13 protein-coding genes and 1 pseudogene are annotated in these 16,016 nt (G+C 64.5%); 8 read left to right on the top strand and 6 right to left on the bottom strand.

What is annotated here, in order from left to right; all coding sequences use genetic code 11:
- Positions 1-26: 26 nt before the first annotated feature.
- The 4 genes and pseudogenes from CJ010_RS23595 to CJ010_RS23580 form a co-directional block, all read right to left on the bottom strand.
- Positions 27-1,190: a YhcG family protein gene (locus tag CJ010_RS23595; protein WP_103245826.1), complete on the bottom strand. Its 1,164-nt coding sequence runs from the start codon at positions 1,188-1,190 to the stop codon at positions 27-29.
- A complete protein-coding gene (locus CJ010_RS23590) occupies positions 1,187-2,386 on the bottom strand; it encodes a site-specific integrase (RefSeq protein ID WP_103245827.1) in 1,200 nt (399 codons plus the stop codon). The genes CJ010_RS23595 and CJ010_RS23590 overlap by 4 nt, the downstream gene beginning before the upstream one ends.
- A gap of 222 nt (positions 2,387-2,608) precedes the next feature.
- Positions 2,609-3,142 carry a DsbE family thiol:disulfide interchange protein gene (locus tag CJ010_RS23585; protein ID WP_141020287.1) on the bottom strand — a complete coding sequence of 178 codons (534 nt, stop codon included), beginning with the start codon at positions 3,140-3,142 and terminating at the stop codon, positions 2,609-2,611.
- 8 nt (positions 3,143-3,150) lie between these two features.
- A pseudogene (locus tag CJ010_RS23580) lies at positions 3,151-4,956 on the bottom strand (heme lyase CcmF/NrfE family subunit); the annotation flags it as partial.
- Between the two features lie 62 nt (positions 4,957-5,018).
- Here CJ010_RS23580 and CJ010_RS23575 point away from each other — a divergent pair.
- Positions 5,019-6,106, top strand: a protein-coding gene (locus tag CJ010_RS23575) for an IS3 family transposase (protein WP_141016617.1) whose coding sequence is annotated in 2 segments (ribosomal slippage) — positions 5,019-5,271 and positions 5,271-6,106 — 1,089 coding nt in all. Because the reading frame shifts where the segments join, the coding sequence is not laid out codon by codon here.
- A gap of 33 nt (positions 6,107-6,139) precedes the next feature.
- Here the strand turns inward: CJ010_RS23575 and lspA are convergent.
- On the bottom strand, positions 6,140-6,646 hold the full coding sequence (gene lspA, locus CJ010_RS23570) for a signal peptidase II (protein ID WP_141020285.1): 507 nt from the start codon (positions 6,644-6,646) through the stop codon (positions 6,140-6,142).
- Positions 6,643-9,045, bottom strand: coding sequence for a heavy metal translocating P-type ATPase (locus CJ010_RS23565; RefSeq protein ID WP_141020284.1), 2,403 nt, complete (start codon positions 9,043-9,045; stop codon positions 6,643-6,645). Before CJ010_RS23565 ends, lspA begins: the two co-directional genes overlap by 4 nt.
- A gap of 110 nt (positions 9,046-9,155) precedes the next feature.
- On the opposite strand from CJ010_RS23565, the gene cadR reads away from it, so the two are divergent.
- The 7 genes from cadR to CJ010_RS23520 all read left to right on the top strand — a co-directional run bounded on the left by cadR (position 9,156) and on the right by CJ010_RS23520 (position 15,999).
- Positions 9,156-9,626: a Cd(II)/Pb(II)-responsive transcriptional regulator gene (gene cadR, locus CJ010_RS23560; RefSeq protein WP_141020283.1), complete on the top strand. Its 471-nt coding sequence runs from the start codon at positions 9,156-9,158 to the stop codon at positions 9,624-9,626.
- A gap of 1,052 nt (positions 9,627-10,678) precedes the next feature.
- The gene (locus tag CJ010_RS23550) at positions 10,679-11,581 is read left to right on the top strand and encodes a LysR family transcriptional regulator (protein ID WP_141020281.1); all 903 of its coding nucleotides are present in this window, start codon (positions 10,679-10,681) and stop codon (positions 11,579-11,581) included.
- A 541-nt stretch (positions 11,582-12,122) separates the two neighbouring features.
- A complete protein-coding gene (locus tag CJ010_RS23540; RefSeq protein ID WP_168225054.1) occupies positions 12,123-12,884 on the top strand; it encodes an ATP-binding protein in 762 nt (253 codons plus the stop codon).
- 118 nt (positions 12,885-13,002) lie between these two features.
- The gene (locus tag CJ010_RS23535) at positions 13,003-13,221 is read left to right on the top strand and encodes an AlpA family transcriptional regulator (RefSeq protein WP_138860445.1); all 219 of its coding nucleotides are present in this window, start codon (positions 13,003-13,005) and stop codon (positions 13,219-13,221) included.
- Between the two features lie 40 nt (positions 13,222-13,261).
- Positions 13,262-14,128, top strand: a complete 867-nt coding sequence (locus CJ010_RS23530; RefSeq protein WP_138860446.1) for a ParA family protein — start codon at positions 13,262-13,264, stop codon at positions 14,126-14,128.
- Positions 14,112-14,348 (top strand): hypothetical protein, encoded by a 237-nt coding sequence (locus CJ010_RS23525; protein ID WP_012584779.1) that lies wholly within the window; start codon positions 14,112-14,114, stop codon positions 14,346-14,348. Before CJ010_RS23530 ends, CJ010_RS23525 begins: the two co-directional genes overlap by 17 nt.
- Positions 14,341-15,999, top strand: coding sequence for a ParB family protein (locus tag CJ010_RS23520; RefSeq protein ID WP_141020279.1), 1,659 nt, complete (start codon positions 14,341-14,343; stop codon positions 15,997-15,999). Before CJ010_RS23525 ends, CJ010_RS23520 begins: the two co-directional genes overlap by 8 nt.
- The last annotated feature ends 17 nt before the right edge of the window (positions 16,000-16,016 follow it).

Raw genomic sequence — 16,016 nt, 5'->3', positions numbered from 1 at the left:
CGACGGCGGCACGCCGGGACGCCCGGTTATTGCTTGCGCTTCTTGGGAGGCACCGTCACGCGAGATTCGATCAGCCGCCGCGTGTTCTCCAGTTCCTTTTGCAGCACCTCGGCATCCGGCAGCACCATCTTGTAGTTCGCCGCCATCACCTTGTTGGGCAAGCCTTCCAGCGCGTACCGCGCCAAGGCGTGCCCCTTGTCGGCGCAGAGAATCAGGCCCACGGGCGGATTTTCCTCGGGGAACGTCCAGTGTTCCTTCGCATAGTTGCAATACAAGTGCATCTGGCCCACATCAGCATGGGTCAAAGCACCGAGCTTCAAGTCGATGATGACCAGGCAGCGCAAGCGCCGATGGAAAAACAGCAGATCGACGCGATACCACGTCTGGTCGATGCGCAAGCGGCGCTGCCGCCCGACGAAGGTGAAGCCGTCGCCCAACTCCAGCAGGAAATCTTCCAGCCGTCGAATCAAGGCTTGTTCGAGATCGGATTCCGAATACTCGTCCTTGAGATCAAGGAACTCCAGCACGAGCGGGTCTTTGATCGCATCATCGACCGTCACGGCATCATCCGGCTTCGGCACGGCGCTCTTGACCAGCATCGCCGCCTTGTTCTTCGACAGCGCCGTGCGCTCGTAGAACTGGCTGCCGATCTGCCGGTCGAGCTGGCGCACGCTCCAGCCGCCGCGCAGGGCTTCGGCTTCGTAGAACTGGCGCGCGTGGTCGTCCTTGACCATCAGCAGCCGCACATAGGCCGACCACGGCAAGGGGAAGACATGGGCCAGTTCGTCCAGCCGCCCAGGGCGGCCCTGCGCCAGCAGGAAATGCCCTTGCGACGGCGCTAGAGAAGATTCGCTAGACACTGTCTGGCGAATTGGCCGGGTCAGGAAGAACGACCGCATCTGCTGCAAGTTCGGGCGGCTGAACCCACGCCCGAACTGCGCAGTCAAGTCGGCAGACAGCCGTTCGATCAACTGCTCGCCGTACCCTGCGCGGCGCTTGCCCTGCTGCTCGGCCTCCACGATGCGGCGGCCGATTTCCCAATAGCTGGCCGTCATCAGCGCATTGACGCTGCGCGCTGTTGCACGGCGTGCAGCGTCAAGCAGTTCTACGATGCCGCCGTGGATGCCGGCGTAGCCGGCAGGCAAGGCGGCAGCCTTGGCCGCCACTGCGGGCGATTTTGTGCTGTTCATGCTGTCGCCTCCGCAGGCTGGCGCGCACCCGTGATGGCCTGCCGCCGGCTGGCCACCAGCTCGGCCGCATCGCGCACTGGCTTGTCCTCGGTGTGGACATAGTGCATGAACATCGCCACGGTCTTGTGGCCTGTCAGCTTCATGCCCACCTTGGTCGGCACGCCCGAATTGGCAATGTCGGTCGTCGATCGGTGGCGGATACCGTGTGTGCCGACATGAGCCACGCCCGTGGCCTTGAGCACCCGGCACCAGCCACCGTAGTGCTCGCCAAAGGTCAAATGCTTGTCCGGGTCGTTGGGCGACGGCAGGACGTAAGGGCAGCCTTCCCGGCGTGGTGCCGTCGCAAGCAGCCGATAGGCTTCCGCGCTCATGGGCTTGGAGAGGCCACCGGTCTTGCTGTCCGGCCACACCACGCGCCGGTTCTCCAAATCAACCCACTTCCATTCGAGGGTGCAGATTTCGGAGCGGCGGCCCGCGAACTCGAATTGCAGGCGAATCGCCAGCGGAATGACGTAGTTCTCCAGTCCTTCCGCCTCCAATTTCTCCAGATGGCGGAAGATCAGCGCCAGTTCGTCGTCCACGATGAGCCGGGTTTCCTTGCCGGGCGGGAACATCGGAACGTGGCGGCACGGGTTCGTGCCGTCGGGGCGGTAGCCCCACACCTCGGCCAGGTTGAACATCTTGCGCAGCACGCCGAATGTGTTGTTCGCCTCGGCGGGTTTGTAGGCCAACTTCTCCATCAGCCCGGCAACGTCAGGCCGCTTCACGTCCTGCACCTTCTTGCGCCCGAGCAGCGGAACAATGCAGCGATCAATAACGGCCTGGTAGCCGCGCCGCGTGCTGGGCTTGTTGCGCTTCTTGGAGTAGTCCTCCATGAACTTCTGGCACAGCGCCTCCACCGTGGGCGCCTTGCGCGCCTCGGCCTTGGCGCCGCCGGGATCGCCGCCCCGGCGAACTTCAGCCAGCCAGTCCTGCGCCATGACGCGGGCCTGCTCGACGGTCAGTTCCCCGAACAGGCCCAAGGCAGGTTTGCGACGCTCGCCCGCGTTCGTGCGGTACTGGAGCATGAATACCCGGCGGCCCGCCGGGGTAATCTTGCACAGGAAGCCGGGCACCACGGTGTCCCGCAGTTCGATGTCCTGCGCCTGGGGTTGCGCCGTCTCCACGGCGGTCTTGGTGAGCTTGATCTTGGCCACGATGACTCCTCGGAAAGACCCGGTTTCCAAGAGCCACATAGGGGCCGCGAGAGCGGAAGCCGGGTCAGGTTTCGGAAAGCACCGGCATATGATGGACGCGCGTAAGTTATTGATAAACCTGCTGTATCGGGCTTCAGCGCAGTCCAGCGAAATGTCGGGCTGGGGTCATCGTCAAACAAAAAAAGCGCCGGCACAGCAGAAACCGTCACTCGATGCATCAGATCAACCCGCACGCTTCAACTCCGCAATCTTGGGCAGGATCAGATCGCGCACCGCCTCGGGCGTCACAGGGCCGATGTGCTTGTAACGGATCATGCCCGCCTGGTCGATGAGAAAGGTTTCGGGCACGCCATATACGCCATAGTCGATGCCCACACGCCCGTCGGCATCCATTACCGACGTCGTGTACGGATCTCCGTGCTTACGCAACCAGCCGGTGGAGTCGTCGCGGCCGTCCTTGTAGTTAAGCCCAACGATCGGCACGACCTGTTGGCGCGCCAGGTCGAGCAGCACCGGGTGCTCTTGCAGACAGGCTGCACACCAGGACGCCCAGACGTTAAGGAGCCAAACTTTTCCGCGCATGTCGGCAAGGCTGATGTAACTGTCAGGGTTTTCAAGTTGCGGCAGGCGAAACTCGGGCGCCGGCTTGTCGATGAGCGGCGAAGGGACTAGACGCGGGTTCAGGGCGAGGCCTAACCCGAGAAAGCCAGCTAGCACTAGGAACAGCACCAGGGGAACGAGAAACTTGGCTTTCATGACGCGATTCAGGCTGTCTGACCGACGGCGGCGGACGACGCACTTCTCTCGGCCAGGCGGCGATAGCGGCCATCACTGGCGGCGAGGACTCCCCCCACTGCCATGAGAATGCAGCCGAGCCAGATCCAGCTGATGAAGGGTTTGTAGAAGAGATGGACGATCCAAGCGCCGTCCTCGAGTCGCTCACCGAGGGATATATACACATCCCGGAACGGACCAACGTCAATTGACACTTCGCTCATTGGCATCTGCTGCGCGTGATAGAGACGCTTTTCCGGGCGCAGTGTGGCGACGGGAGATGCGCCGCGGGTCAGTTCGACGGTGGCACGCGCAGCCGCATAGTTTGGCCCTGTCGCATCGACCACCTCGCGCAAAGTGAAGGTGTAGCCGGCAAGTAATGCGTGCTGCCCCGGATGCATCTTGAGGTCGGCACTCTGCTGAAGACCGCCCACCATCGTCACACCGACAATGAATACGCCAATCCCAAGGTGTGACATCCACATCCCCCACCACGCACGAGGAATCCCGCGCAGACGGACGGACGTAGCTGTACCCGGGCGATCAGCCAGCCGGCGCACAAGGATTTGAACGCTGCCGATGACCACCCACGCCGCCAACGACAGCCCGAGCACGGTGCGCCAGGTGGCGGGGCCAATGAGGAACGCGGCCACCGCACCAGCTACCACGCTCGCAACGAGCCCCGGCACGACCTGGTGCGCGACGCGCGAGCCCTCGTCGGTCTTCCAGCGGATGAAGGGACCGATCATCATCAGGATCACGACTGGCGCCATCAGCGGCACGAACACGGCCTCGAAATACGGCGGCCCGACGGAGATCTTGCCCAGGTTCAGCGCGTCGAGGAACAGCGGGTAGAGCGTACCCAGCAGCACCGAGGCGCACACCACCGACAACAGAACGTTGTTGCCCAGGAGCGAAGTGTCGCGCGAGACGAACGCGAAACTGCCCCCGCCGGCAAGCCGCGGCGCCCGCCATGCATAAAGGGTGAGCGAGATGCCGATCACCAGCACCAGAAGCGCGAGGATGAAAAGACCGCGCTTCGGATCGGTTGCGAACGCATGCACCGAGGTCAGCACCCCGGAGCGCACCAGGAAGGTACCCAGCAGCGACAGCGTAAAGGTTCCGATCGCCAACAGCACCGTCCAGCTGCGGAAGGCGCCACGCTTTTCGGTCACCGCCAACGAATGCATCAGCGCGGTGCCGAGCAGCCACGGCATGAAGGAGGAGTTCTCCACCGGATCCCAGAACCACCAGCCGCCCCAGCCGAGTTCATAGTAGGCCCAGCCCGAACCGACCGCGATGCCGGCGGTGAGGAACACCCAGGCAACGGTGGTCCAAGGACGCGACCAGACCGCCCAGGCGGCATCGAGGCGGCCGGTCAGCAGCGCCGCGATGGCGAAGGCGAAGGCGACCGAAAAGCCGACGTAGCCCATGTAGAGGAGCGGCGGATGGATGATCATCCCCGGGTCCTGCAGCAGCGGATTGAGGTCGCGCCCCTCGGGCACCGCCGGCAGCAGGCGGTCGAACGGGTTCGAGGTGATGAGGGTAAAGGAAAGGAAACCTACGCTCACCCAGCCCAGCACGCTCAAGACCCGCGCCATGAACGCTTCCGGCAGCTTGCTGCTAAAGATGGTCGCAGCGACGGTCCACAACGACAGGGTCAGCGCCCACAGCAGAAGCGAGCCCTCGTGGCTGCCCCACACGCCGGTGATGCGATAGATCATCGGCGTAGCCGTATTCGAATGCATCGCCACGTACTGCACCGAGAAATCGTTCTGCACGAACGCCCAGGGTAATCCCCCCGGCAAATAGGGGCGCTCAGAAGTAGAATTTTCTCGGATCGAGGGAGTTCTACAAGATGAAGACATCGAGGTTTTCAGACAGCCAGATCATCGCTGTGCTCAAGCAGGCGGAGGCTGGCAAGCCGGTTCCGGAGCTGTGCCGGGAGCACGGCATCAGCTCGGCGACGTTCTACAAGTGGCGGGCCAGGTTTGGTGGCATGGATGCGTCGCTGATGGCGCGGCTCAAGGAGCTCGAAGTGGAGAACGCTCGGCTCAAGAAGATGTATGCAGAAGAACGGCTCAAGGCGGAGATCGTGAAGGAGGCCCTCGAAAAAAAGTGGTGAAGCCATCTCGCCGGCGTGAGATGGCTTACCAGGCCGTGCAGCAGCGCGGCGCGAGCATACGCGTGGCGTGTGCGGCATTCGGGATCAGCGAAACCTGCTACCACTACCAGGCAAAGTGCTCGGCCGAGAATGCCGAGATCGCCGATCACTTGATCCGCCTGACCCACAACCAGCGCAACTGGGGCTTTGGCCTGTGCTTCTTGTACCTGCGAAACGTGAAGGGCTACCGCTGGAATCACAAGCGGGTGTATCGGATCTATCGCGAGCTCGAGCTCAATCTGCGCATCAAGCCGCGAAAGCGGATCGTGCGCGAGAAACCCGAACCGCTGGCGGTACCCAAGGCGATCAATCAGTGCTGGTCGATGGACTTCATGCACGATCAGCTGGCCGATGGGCGCAGTTTCCGACTGCTCAACATCATCGATGACTTCAACCGCGAAGCGCTCGCCATGGACATCGATCTGTCCTTGCCCGCCGAGCGGGTCGTGCGCGCGCTCGAACAGGTGATCGAATGGCGAGGCAAGCCAACGGCGATCCGCAGCGACAACGGACCGGAATATGTCGGCAAGACGCTGACCGAGTGGGCACAGAAGAACGGTGTTCAGCTCAATCACATCCAGCCCGGAAAGCCGCAGCAAAATGCCTACGTCGAGCGCTTTAACCGCACCGTACGCTACGACTGGCTCGGTCACTACCTGTTCGAGTCGATCGATGAGGTCCAGGATTACGCCACCCGCTGGCTCTGGCTCTACAATCACGAGCGCCCCAACATGGCCTTGGGCGGTATCACCCCAAAGCAGCGGCTGGCCATCGCCGCATAGCTCTACTTCTGGCTGCCCCTGAAAATGGGGGGATTACCGTGTGGCGCCGCTATTTCCCAGCAGGATAAGCAGGACGCCCATCACAATCGCCGAGTCGGCGAGGTTGAACGCTGGCCAGTGCAAGCTGCCCACGTAAAGGTCGAGATAATCGACCACTGCACCGCGCAATATCCGGTCGACCGCATTCCCCATGGCCCCCCCGAGGATCAAGCTGTAGCCGAGCGCAGTGCGCCCAGTGTCTTCCCCCCGCAGCAGTAGAAAGACCAAGCCAGCCGAGACAACAAGGGCCACGACCGTTAGGAAGTAGCGTTGCTCACCACCGGCATCGGCGAACAGACTGAACGCGGCGCCTTCGTTCAAGAGATGCACGAGATTGACGAACGGTGCGGCCGCCGCGCTTGCACCGTAGGGCAACCAGCTGGTGATCCATGCCTTGGCACCCTGATCGGCAAGGACAATGCCCGTGGCAAGGGCAAGCCAGCCCCACCGCGGGCCGCCGAAGGCAGCGGCGAGCCTTCCGTAATACTTCCTGGCACTCATTTACGCAGTAACCTTAAGCCGTTGAACACCACCAACAGACTTGCGCCCATGTCGGCGAATACGGCCATCCACATCGTGGCGTCCCCCGTGAAGGTCATCATGAGAAACACCGCCTTGACGCCGAGTGCGAGAACGATGTTCTGCGTCAACACTGCAGCAGTGGCGCGCGACAAGCGCACGAAGGTAGGGATCTTGCGCAGGTCGTCGTCCATCAGCGCCACGTCGGCCGTCTCGATAGCCGTGTCCGTACCGGCCGCCCCCATCGCGAATCCGATGTCCGCACGGGCCAACGCAGGGGCATCGTTGATGCCGTCGCCGACCATGCCGACCTTGCCACCCTTCCGGTGCGTCAGCAACGATTCGACAGTGCTGAGTTTGTCTTCGGGCAGCAGGTTGCCCCTCGCCTCGTCGATACCCACAGCGCTCGCGATCGATTCGGCGGTATGGACGTTATCGCCGGTGAGCATCAGCGTCTTGACGCCCAGGGAATGCAGATCGGCGATCGCCTGACGGCTCGTCTCGCGCAGCGTGTCGGCGACTGCGAAGATCGCCAGCACTCCGGTCTGGTCCGCCAACAACACCGCCGTCTTGCCCTGGCGCTCGAGTACGTCCAGCGTCTTTTCGATCTCGGGCGAGCACAGCCCGAGTTCCTCGACCAGTCGATGGTTGCCAAGTTGATAGATATGACCATCAATGCCGCCACGCACGCCACGGCCCGGAATGGCGGCGAAATCGGCGACCTCGCGCAACACCCATCCCATTTCAACCGCGGCACGGGCGATCGCCAGCGAGACCGGATGATCCGAGCGTGCGGCGAGACTTCCCGCCAGGATATGGGCCTCGTTCGCGTCGCCGCTCAGCACCATGAAGTCCGTCTGGGCGGGCTTGCCGTGCGTAATCGTGCCGGTCTTGTCGAGCGCCAGCGTGGCGAGCTTGCGCCCCTCTTCGAGATACACCCCGCCTTTCACCAGAATGCCCTTGCGGGCGGCCGCGGCGAGACCGCTGACGATCGTGACCGGCGTCGAGATCACCAAGGCACACGGACAGGCAATCACCAGCAGCACCAGCGCCTTGTAGATCCAGTCCATCCACGCGCCGTCGAATGCTAGCGGTGGCGCGATGGCCACCAGCAGCGCGACGGCGAACACGGCCGGCGTGTAAATCCGGGCGAACTGGTCGACGAAGCGCTGGGTGGGCGCGCGGCTGCCCTGGGCCGATTCGACTGCATGGATGATGCGGGCCAAGGTGGAATGGTTCGCCTCGGCCGTCACCTTGTATTCGAACGATCCCGCCTCGTTCACCGTGCCCGCGAACACGTTTTCGCCTTCGGACTTGTCCACCGGGAGGCTCTCGCCAGTGATGGGCGCCTGATTGACCGTCGAGCGTCCGTTGATCACCACGCCATCGAGCGCAATCCGCTCACCAGGGCGCACGCGCACCACTGCGTTCAAAGGCACCGCCTTGGCGGGCATGGTTACCCAGCTTCCATCGCCCTGACGGACGGTCGCAGTGTCGGGCGCGAGTTCCAGCAGGCCGCGAATCGCGTTGCGGGCCCGATCGAGCGATTTCGCTTCGATCATCTCGGCCAGCGTGAAGAGGAACATCACCATGGCCGCTTCCGGCCAGTGTCCGATGAGCATCGCGCCCGTCACGGCAATCGACATGAGCGCGTTGATGTTGAGATTGCGATGCCTGAGCGCGATCCAGCCTTTCTTGTAGGTCGCCAGACCGCCACTGAGAATCGACACCAGCGCGAGCGCCAGGACGGTCCAGTGGTCGCCGCCGTTGAGCCAATACACACCCTCGGCCAGCGTCGCAGTGATTCCGGCCAGCGCCATCGGCCACCAGTGGGTCTTCGGTGCGGGTTTGGTCGGCGGTACAGCGTTCTCCGTATCCCCCGTTTCGACCTTCGCTTCGAGACCAATGGCACTCAGGGCGCCGAGGACTGCGTCCAACGCCCCCGGACGATGCGTCACGCTCAGGCGACGCTGCATCAGGTTGAAGTCCAGCGCCGCCACTCCGGGCATGCCGGCGAGCGCGTTCCGGATCAACGCCTCCTCGGTCGGACAGTCCATGCCGGCGATCGTGAGCGTGGTGCGCAGCGGGGCACCGGTCACATCGATGCGTTGTGCCGACCCGCCGGCGGCTGGCAAGACTGCATCGACCGAGGCCGGCGAGTGGGGGCGATCGCTCACGTCCAACGTACGCCCGGTCTGAACGGGGTCGAGTCCCGTCACGCCGTCGAGGGGCTCCAGATTGTTGCGGATCAGCGCGGCATCGGTGGGGCAGTCCGCGCTGTCGATGCGGTATAGCTTCGCGTGGAGGGCGTCGGGGGAGGACTCACCGGACGGCTGGGGCACGGCGGAACACCCGCAACTGCCAACACTGCATTTACTCATGCTCGATTCTCTTGTCTGGACCTAACATCATTTAACAATCTGTAGTCACTACAGAGTCAAGCGCCTAAAATGCAGGCACGATCGTTGTCCCGGCCTGGAGGGCACGCAAGATGAAAATCGGTGAGCTGGCGAGAGTCACAGGCACCCCGGTGGAGACCATCCGCTACTACGAGCGCGAGGGGTTGCTGGCTGCCCCTCCACGTACTGAAGGGAACTTCCGCATTTACGACGAGAGTCACTTGGAGCGCTTGTCGTTCATCCGCCATTGCCGATCGCTGGACATGGCATTGGACGAGGTTCGCATCTTGCTGCGCTTCAAGGACGCGCCCGCCGAGAACTGTGGAGACGTAAATACGCTGCTCGACGCGCACATCGGTCACGTTACCGCCCGCATTAGCGAGCTTCGAGCGCTGGAGCGACAGCTCAAGAGCTTGCGCGAAAGGTGTAACGAGGCGCGGGACGCAGCCCACTGCGGCATTCTGAACGAATTGTCACAGCGCCCGCCTCAGGGGACGGCTATCGAGGGTGGGCACGTGCATGGTGTGCATGGAGGCACTCCGGCACGCAATGCCGAAAAATGATATTTGGATGGGCGCATGGAACCAATGGCACCGACCATACCGTCAAGCGGACAGATGAACTCGATTCGTAAGCGGATTGACCGAACTGGCTATACGTTTCTCGCGCTGGACACGGGCAACACGATGCAAGCAGACGGTCACCGGGATTGCAAATAGCACCAATTCGCACGTCGGGTTGGAAAGGGAGTCCGTGCCGCCGCAAAAGTCAAGAGCCGCCTGCACACTTGGTGTTACGCCCCATCAATTGGTGCAGTCGTCTCCTGAAATCGACATCCTTCGATGGTATCTCTTCAAAGCCTCATGCCCGTTCGGAACAGGCCCGTCGCCGACACCCGCGGAGCAGGCCGGCGCACATCCCCGGCATTGAATGCTGAGGGTCAGTGCCTGCTGCTGCCGTGCCAAGGCGGGCAGACCGGCGACGTGGCACAGGCGGTCCTCGGGTCTCCGTTGGGCGCGGCGCGCAGGTGCTCGCGCGTGCTGAAATCCGCGAGCGGTGCAGCCGACGACGACGCGCCGGCGTCAGGGCGTGCGTGCCGACGCAGTTTCATGGGGGTGTCTTTCGACTCACCCCGGTCGCCGCCCGGGTCGGTCATGAAGCCCAGTTCCAACGCCCCGGACTTCTGCGCAGCCGCCATCACCTGGGCGACGCGCTGGTGGGTCCACCCGGCGGTCGCCGCGGATGAAGTCCTCGGGCTGGGGCTGGCGCGACGCGGAGGCCTGCAGCCGCTGCGCGATCTGCTCGTCGCTCATGCGTTCGTCGTTCCAGAACACTCTGCCGTGGGGGGGACAGGTTCGCCACCTCGAGCTTGATCGGCTTGACTCCATTTAGACTCGGATGTTAATGCGAATTATTATTAATTGTCGGTGGTTTTGCCTGATAAGGCAACACCGATGGAATAACCCGGTCTTGTTTGGACACTCGGCGCCTTGTGCCGGCGGCGGAAGGCCGGATGGCGGCGACTGGTAAGCCTCTGTGACCGGTATCGTCACCGGGAAGCACTCATGCGGTTCCCTACGGTCAGAGGAATGGACTCCATCTTCTGGGGAAATACATGAACTTACGCCATCTTCGCTGTTTCATCGCCGTGGCCGAGGAGTTGCACTTTGGCCGGGCGGCGCGGCGACTGCATGTGGAGCAGTCGCCCCTGTCGCGCACGATTCGCCAACTTGAGGCGGACCTGGGCGTGACGCTGCTGGAGCGCACGCCGCGCGGCGTGCACCTGACCCCGCCCGGGCAGGTGTTCCTGGAGGAGGCCCGGCGCGTGCTGCTGACCCTTGAGCAAGCCCAGACCAAGGCGCGGGCGGTGGCGGCGGGACACCGGGGCACCTTGCGCATCGCCTTGGCCGGCGGCGTCGGGCGGACCCGCCTGTCGGCACTGCTCGCGCTGTGCCGGGAGGAGGCGCCGGAAGTGGGCATCCGGCTGTTCGAGGCGCGGCTGTCGGAGGTGGTGGGCGGACTGGGCAACGACCTGTACGACGCGGCCTTTGCGATGACCGGCGAGATGGAGGCCGGGATGGTCGCCAAGCCGGTGTGGCAAGATCCGCTGCTGGTGGCCGTACCCGCGCGGCACCCCTTGCTGGCGCACAAGCGGGTACCGCTGGAAGAGGTGGTGGGCTACCCGCTGGTGCTGTGTCACCCGCAGGTTGGTCAGGAGTGCAGCCGGCAATGCGAGCGCCTGCTGCGCCTGGTGGAGACACCGCCGGTCGTGGCCGAGTACGTGACGACCCACTCGCTGATGCTGGCCCTGGTGGCGGCCGGCTATGGCGTGGGATTTTCCACCGCGGCGCACGTGGTGGCATGCCGGCAGGCGGACGTGATCGTCCGGCCGCTGGATGAAGACTCGGCGGCGCTGACGACCTACCTGCTACATCCCGAGGGCGCGATGTCGGAGCCACTGCGCCACTTCATTGACCGTGCGCAGCGTGTCGGCCATATGCCATTGGATACGCAATGACTCGCATAAGGACTGCTTCAGGCGGGTTGGCCGATTCCATTTTGGTCAAAGCGCCAGACCTGTTTTGCTACAGCGGGACTCCATTGCCGCGGTGCCCTGGCGCGCTGCAGTCAGGCCTTGACTGTGCTTGCGATTGGCATTTGAAGATGAAAATCGCATGACCAGCGTGGCGCGTCACAGCGAAGACGCGCGGCGCAACAGTGCTTGCCGTATGCGCATCGGTTTTTGTGTATTGAGTTGATCGCGCTTTACTGGGCCCATTTCCTTGCAAAGACTTTGGCCTAGTTCTCCGGGGCAAGCGTGGCGCCCGCGAATGACGTTGGTGACGGCATGTTTCGCGACTTACGAATTGTGAGTGATGGGACCATGCCCGACAAGGCGCACATCTCGCAACGGTAAAGGCGGCATCACCGATGCCACGGTCTTCGCCGCCTCGCCACCTGCTCGTTTCGCCCGGAGGCTCCTGGACATCCGCGCACGCCGCCTGTACGGCGGGTGCGCGTGTGTGGACTCGGTGCGATGACGAATGGAGGCGCGCGATATGCCGAAGTCGAGCAGCCTGGCCGATGGCGCCAAGACCTACTACCGCCCGATCGAGGCGGCAATCCGCTGGAGCGGATTGCTGCGCTTCGAGCGGCGCATCCTGGCGACATTGGGACAGCGGCCGCTGCCGCAGCCAACGGAGTTTCCGCGCTGGCCGACGCTGCGGTTGAACGCCGAAAGAATCTTCGATGCGCTGGCTCACGGCGAGATGCCGTATGGCAAGGAGGGCTTGGTGCGGGACACGCAGGGCCTGGCGATGGACGACCCGTCGCTGACGGTGCGGCACGTCGATCTGAAAGCCTGGATGGCGCACTACTACCCCGGCGAGAAACCGGCGTTTCTGTTCGATGAGATCGAGCGTGCGCTTCACCCGGCGATCAGCCTGGACACAGTGGGCGCATTGCTGGTCGAGCGGGAAGCGATCAAGGCGCGGCTGGCGGAACACTTGGGCGTGCACGAGACGCTGCGCGCCGAGCATGAGGCGCTGCTGAAAACGCACGCCACCTGCGCGGCCGACACGGAGCGTGCGAACAGGCTGGGGCCGCGCAGCGAATCGACCTACCTGAACATCGTTGGCGGGTTACTGACGCTGCTGCTGGGCAAGTCGCCCAGCGGCATGCCGTATTCCAGCTTCCTGACGCAGGAGGCCATCATCAGCGCGATGGTGGCGCACCACGGCAACGCGATGGGCATCACCGAGCGCACCCTGCAGGCCAAGTTCGCACTGGCTCGGCGCAATCTGCAGAGCACGACTTCCTGAGCGATGCCAGACCGTATCTGCGGTCGCGGAAACCGCATTTGCGGTGTCTTTCTTCAACGCGGCGTTCTTAATTCGAGTCACGCCAATCAGCGCCACTGAGCGTTAAGGAGTGACCCTCATGCCTTCGCAGACCACCGCCACGGCGGCACCGACCGAGCACCGCATCCTGCGCCGCGCCGAGGTCGAAGCCAAGACCGGCTTCAAGCGCGCGCACATCTACAGCCTGATGAAGGAAGGCAAGTTCCCCAAGGCGCTGCGCCTGGGCGTGCGCGCGGTGGGCTGGGACTCGGTGGAGATCGAACAGTGGATCGCTGATCGCCTCAAAGAACGCGCCTGACGCTTCTTCTCGGTTCATGCCATTCGACGAGGAGAAGCTCATGCAGGTGGTGTCCATCATTTCGACCAAGGGCGGCGTGGGCAAGACCACGACGGCGGCCAACCTGGGCGGCTTCATCGCCGATGCCGGGCTGCGCGTGCTGCTGCTGGACCTGGACGTGCAGCCCACGCTGTCGAGCTACTTCACGCTGGACGTGCGCGCGCCCGGCGGCATCTACGAGATGCTGGCCTTCAACGAGCGGCGCATCGAGCAACTGGTGTCGCGCACCGCGATCGCGGGCCTGGACCTGGTGCTCTCCAACGACGACCGCGGCGAACTGAACACGCTGCTGCTGCACGCACCGGATGGGCGCCTGCGACTGCGCCATTTGCTTCCCGTCTTCCGCACGCAATATGACTTGCTGCTGATCGACACCCAGGGCGCGCGCAGCGTGTTGCTGGAGATGGCGGTGCTGGCGTCCGACCTGGCGCTGTCGCCGGTGACACCGGAAATCCTCGCGGCGCGCGAGCTGCGGCGCGGCACGCTGCAACTGATCGAGGACATCGCGCCGTATCGGCACCTGGGCATCGAACCGCCGCCGCTGCGCCTGCTCATCAACCGTGTGCATCCGGTGTCGTCGAACGCGCGGCTGGTCCAGCAGGCGCTGCGACAGGTGTTCCAAGAACAGGCCGGCGTGCAGGTCCTGGACATCGACGTGCCGGCTATCGAAGCCTATCCGCGCGCTGCGACACGAGGATTGCCGGTGCATCGGGTGGAGTACCGGCGGCCGGCTGGGCGCACGGCGCCCGCGGCGCTCGACACCATGCGCACGCTGGCCGGCGAGCTGTTCCCCGCGTGGCGGGAGCGCTTCGCGCTGGTCACCGGCCGGGCCGATGCGGGAGGGGCCAGCCATGGCGAGCGCACATGAACTGGCGCGCGGCCGTGAACGGCTACGCGCGCTGATCGAGTTCGCGCTGGGCGAAGGCTGGCGCGTGGTGCGCACCTCCGGCGGGCACCTGAAATTCACGAAACAAGGCTGCGCGTCGATCTACACCAGCTCGACTGCGAGCGACCACCGTGCCGACCGCAATGCCCGCGCGCAACTTCGCCGCGCCGACCGGCAGGCGCAGGAGAACGGCCGTGGCTGAGCTGACGCCGCAGGACATGGCTGCCAAGCTGCTGGCCACCGGCTTCGAGCGCAGCGGCCCTTCGGCCGCGACCTTGAGCGACCCCATCGCCGACACGCCGATGGTGGTGACGCTGGACCAGTTGCGGCCCTACGACCACGACCCGCGCGTGACGCGCAACCCGGCCTATGCGGAGATCAAGGCGTCCATCCGCGAACGCGGGCTGGACGCGCCCCCCGCGATCACGCGCAGGCCGGGCGAGGCGCACTACATCATTCGCAACGGCGGCAACACGCGGCTGGCGATCCTGCGCGAGTTGTGGAGCGAGACCAAGGAGGAACGCTTCTTCCGCATTGCGTGCCTGTTCCGCCCGTGGCCGGCGCGCGGCGAAATCGTGGCGCTGACCGGGCATCTGGCCGAGAACGAGCTGCGCGGCGGGCTGACCTTCATCGAGCGGGCGTTGGGCATCGAGAAGGCGCGCGAGTTCTACGAGCAGGAATGCGGCCAGGCGCTGTCACAGAGCGAACTCGCGCGGCGGCTGACGGCCGACGGCTATCCAGTGCCGCAGTCACACATCAGCCGCATGAACGATGCGGTGCGCTATCTGCTTCCGGCGATCCCGACGCTGTTGTACGGCGGATTGGGCCGGCATCAGGTGGACCGGCTCGCGGTGCTGCGCAAGGCGTGCGAGCGCACCTGGGAGCGGCGTGCGCTGGGCCGCACCGTGGCCGTGGACTTCGCCACCTTGTTTCAGGACGTGCTGACGCAGTTCGACACACAGCCAGACGACTTCTCGCCGCAGCGGGTGCAGGACGAGCTAGTGGGTCAGATGGCCGAGCTGCTGGAGGCGGACTACGACACGCTGGCGCTGGAGATCAACGACAGCGAAAGCCGCCAGCGTGCGCTGACCAGCGAACCGGCGGCGCCGACTCCACCTGCAGCGTCTGTCGTTCCTGCTGCTCCTCCCCCGCAGGTCTCCGCGTCTCAGCAGCCTCCCGTCTCATCTGTGCCGCGAGGCACCACGCCGGCCACGCCTTCGGCGCCAGCAGCGACACCGTCTGCATCGCCCGGAGCACCGGAGGAACAGCACGGGCAACACGACGAGCGCTTGCAGGGGCACATCGTGTCACCGGCCCCGACCACCGAGCGCCTGCAATCCATCCAGCGGATGGTCGCGGACCAGCTCGGCGACAAGCTGCCCGACTTCGAGGCCGATGCGCTGCGTGCGATCCCCGTGCAGGCCGGCGGGCTCTATCCCATCTCGGACGTCTGGTACATCGAGCCGGGGCTGGACGTGCCGGATCGTCTGCGTGTGCACATCGTGCAGTTCGCGCGCGAGATCGCCGGGGAAGCGGCGGTATCCGATCACATCGAGGCCAGCGATGGCGGCATCGGCTTCGTCTGCGTGGCGCCGGCCGTGGGCCAGGCGAAAGCGCTGCCGGCGTTCGCGCGGGCGGTGCTGACCCTGCTGCATGCGCTGAGTGCGGCGCCGCCCTCCACAAACGGATTGGACCGCGCGCGGCTGGCCGACGAGCTGGCTGCGTTGCTGCATGGCCACGGCGGCGCGGCCACACGCCTGAGCGATGCTGCGCTGGTGAAGCTGTTCCGTCTGCTGCGCCTGGCGCGCCGGCTGCTGGACCTGCAAGCCGGCGAACCGGGCCAGGAATCCTGAGCGCAGGAGGCTCCCGT

The sequence above is a fragment of the Azoarcus sp. DD4 genome, assembly GCF_006496635.1.
GTDB lineage: Bacteria > Pseudomonadota > Gammaproteobacteria > Burkholderiales > Rhodocyclaceae > Azoarcus.
This window is presented reverse-complemented; position numbering and strand designations above follow the sequence as displayed.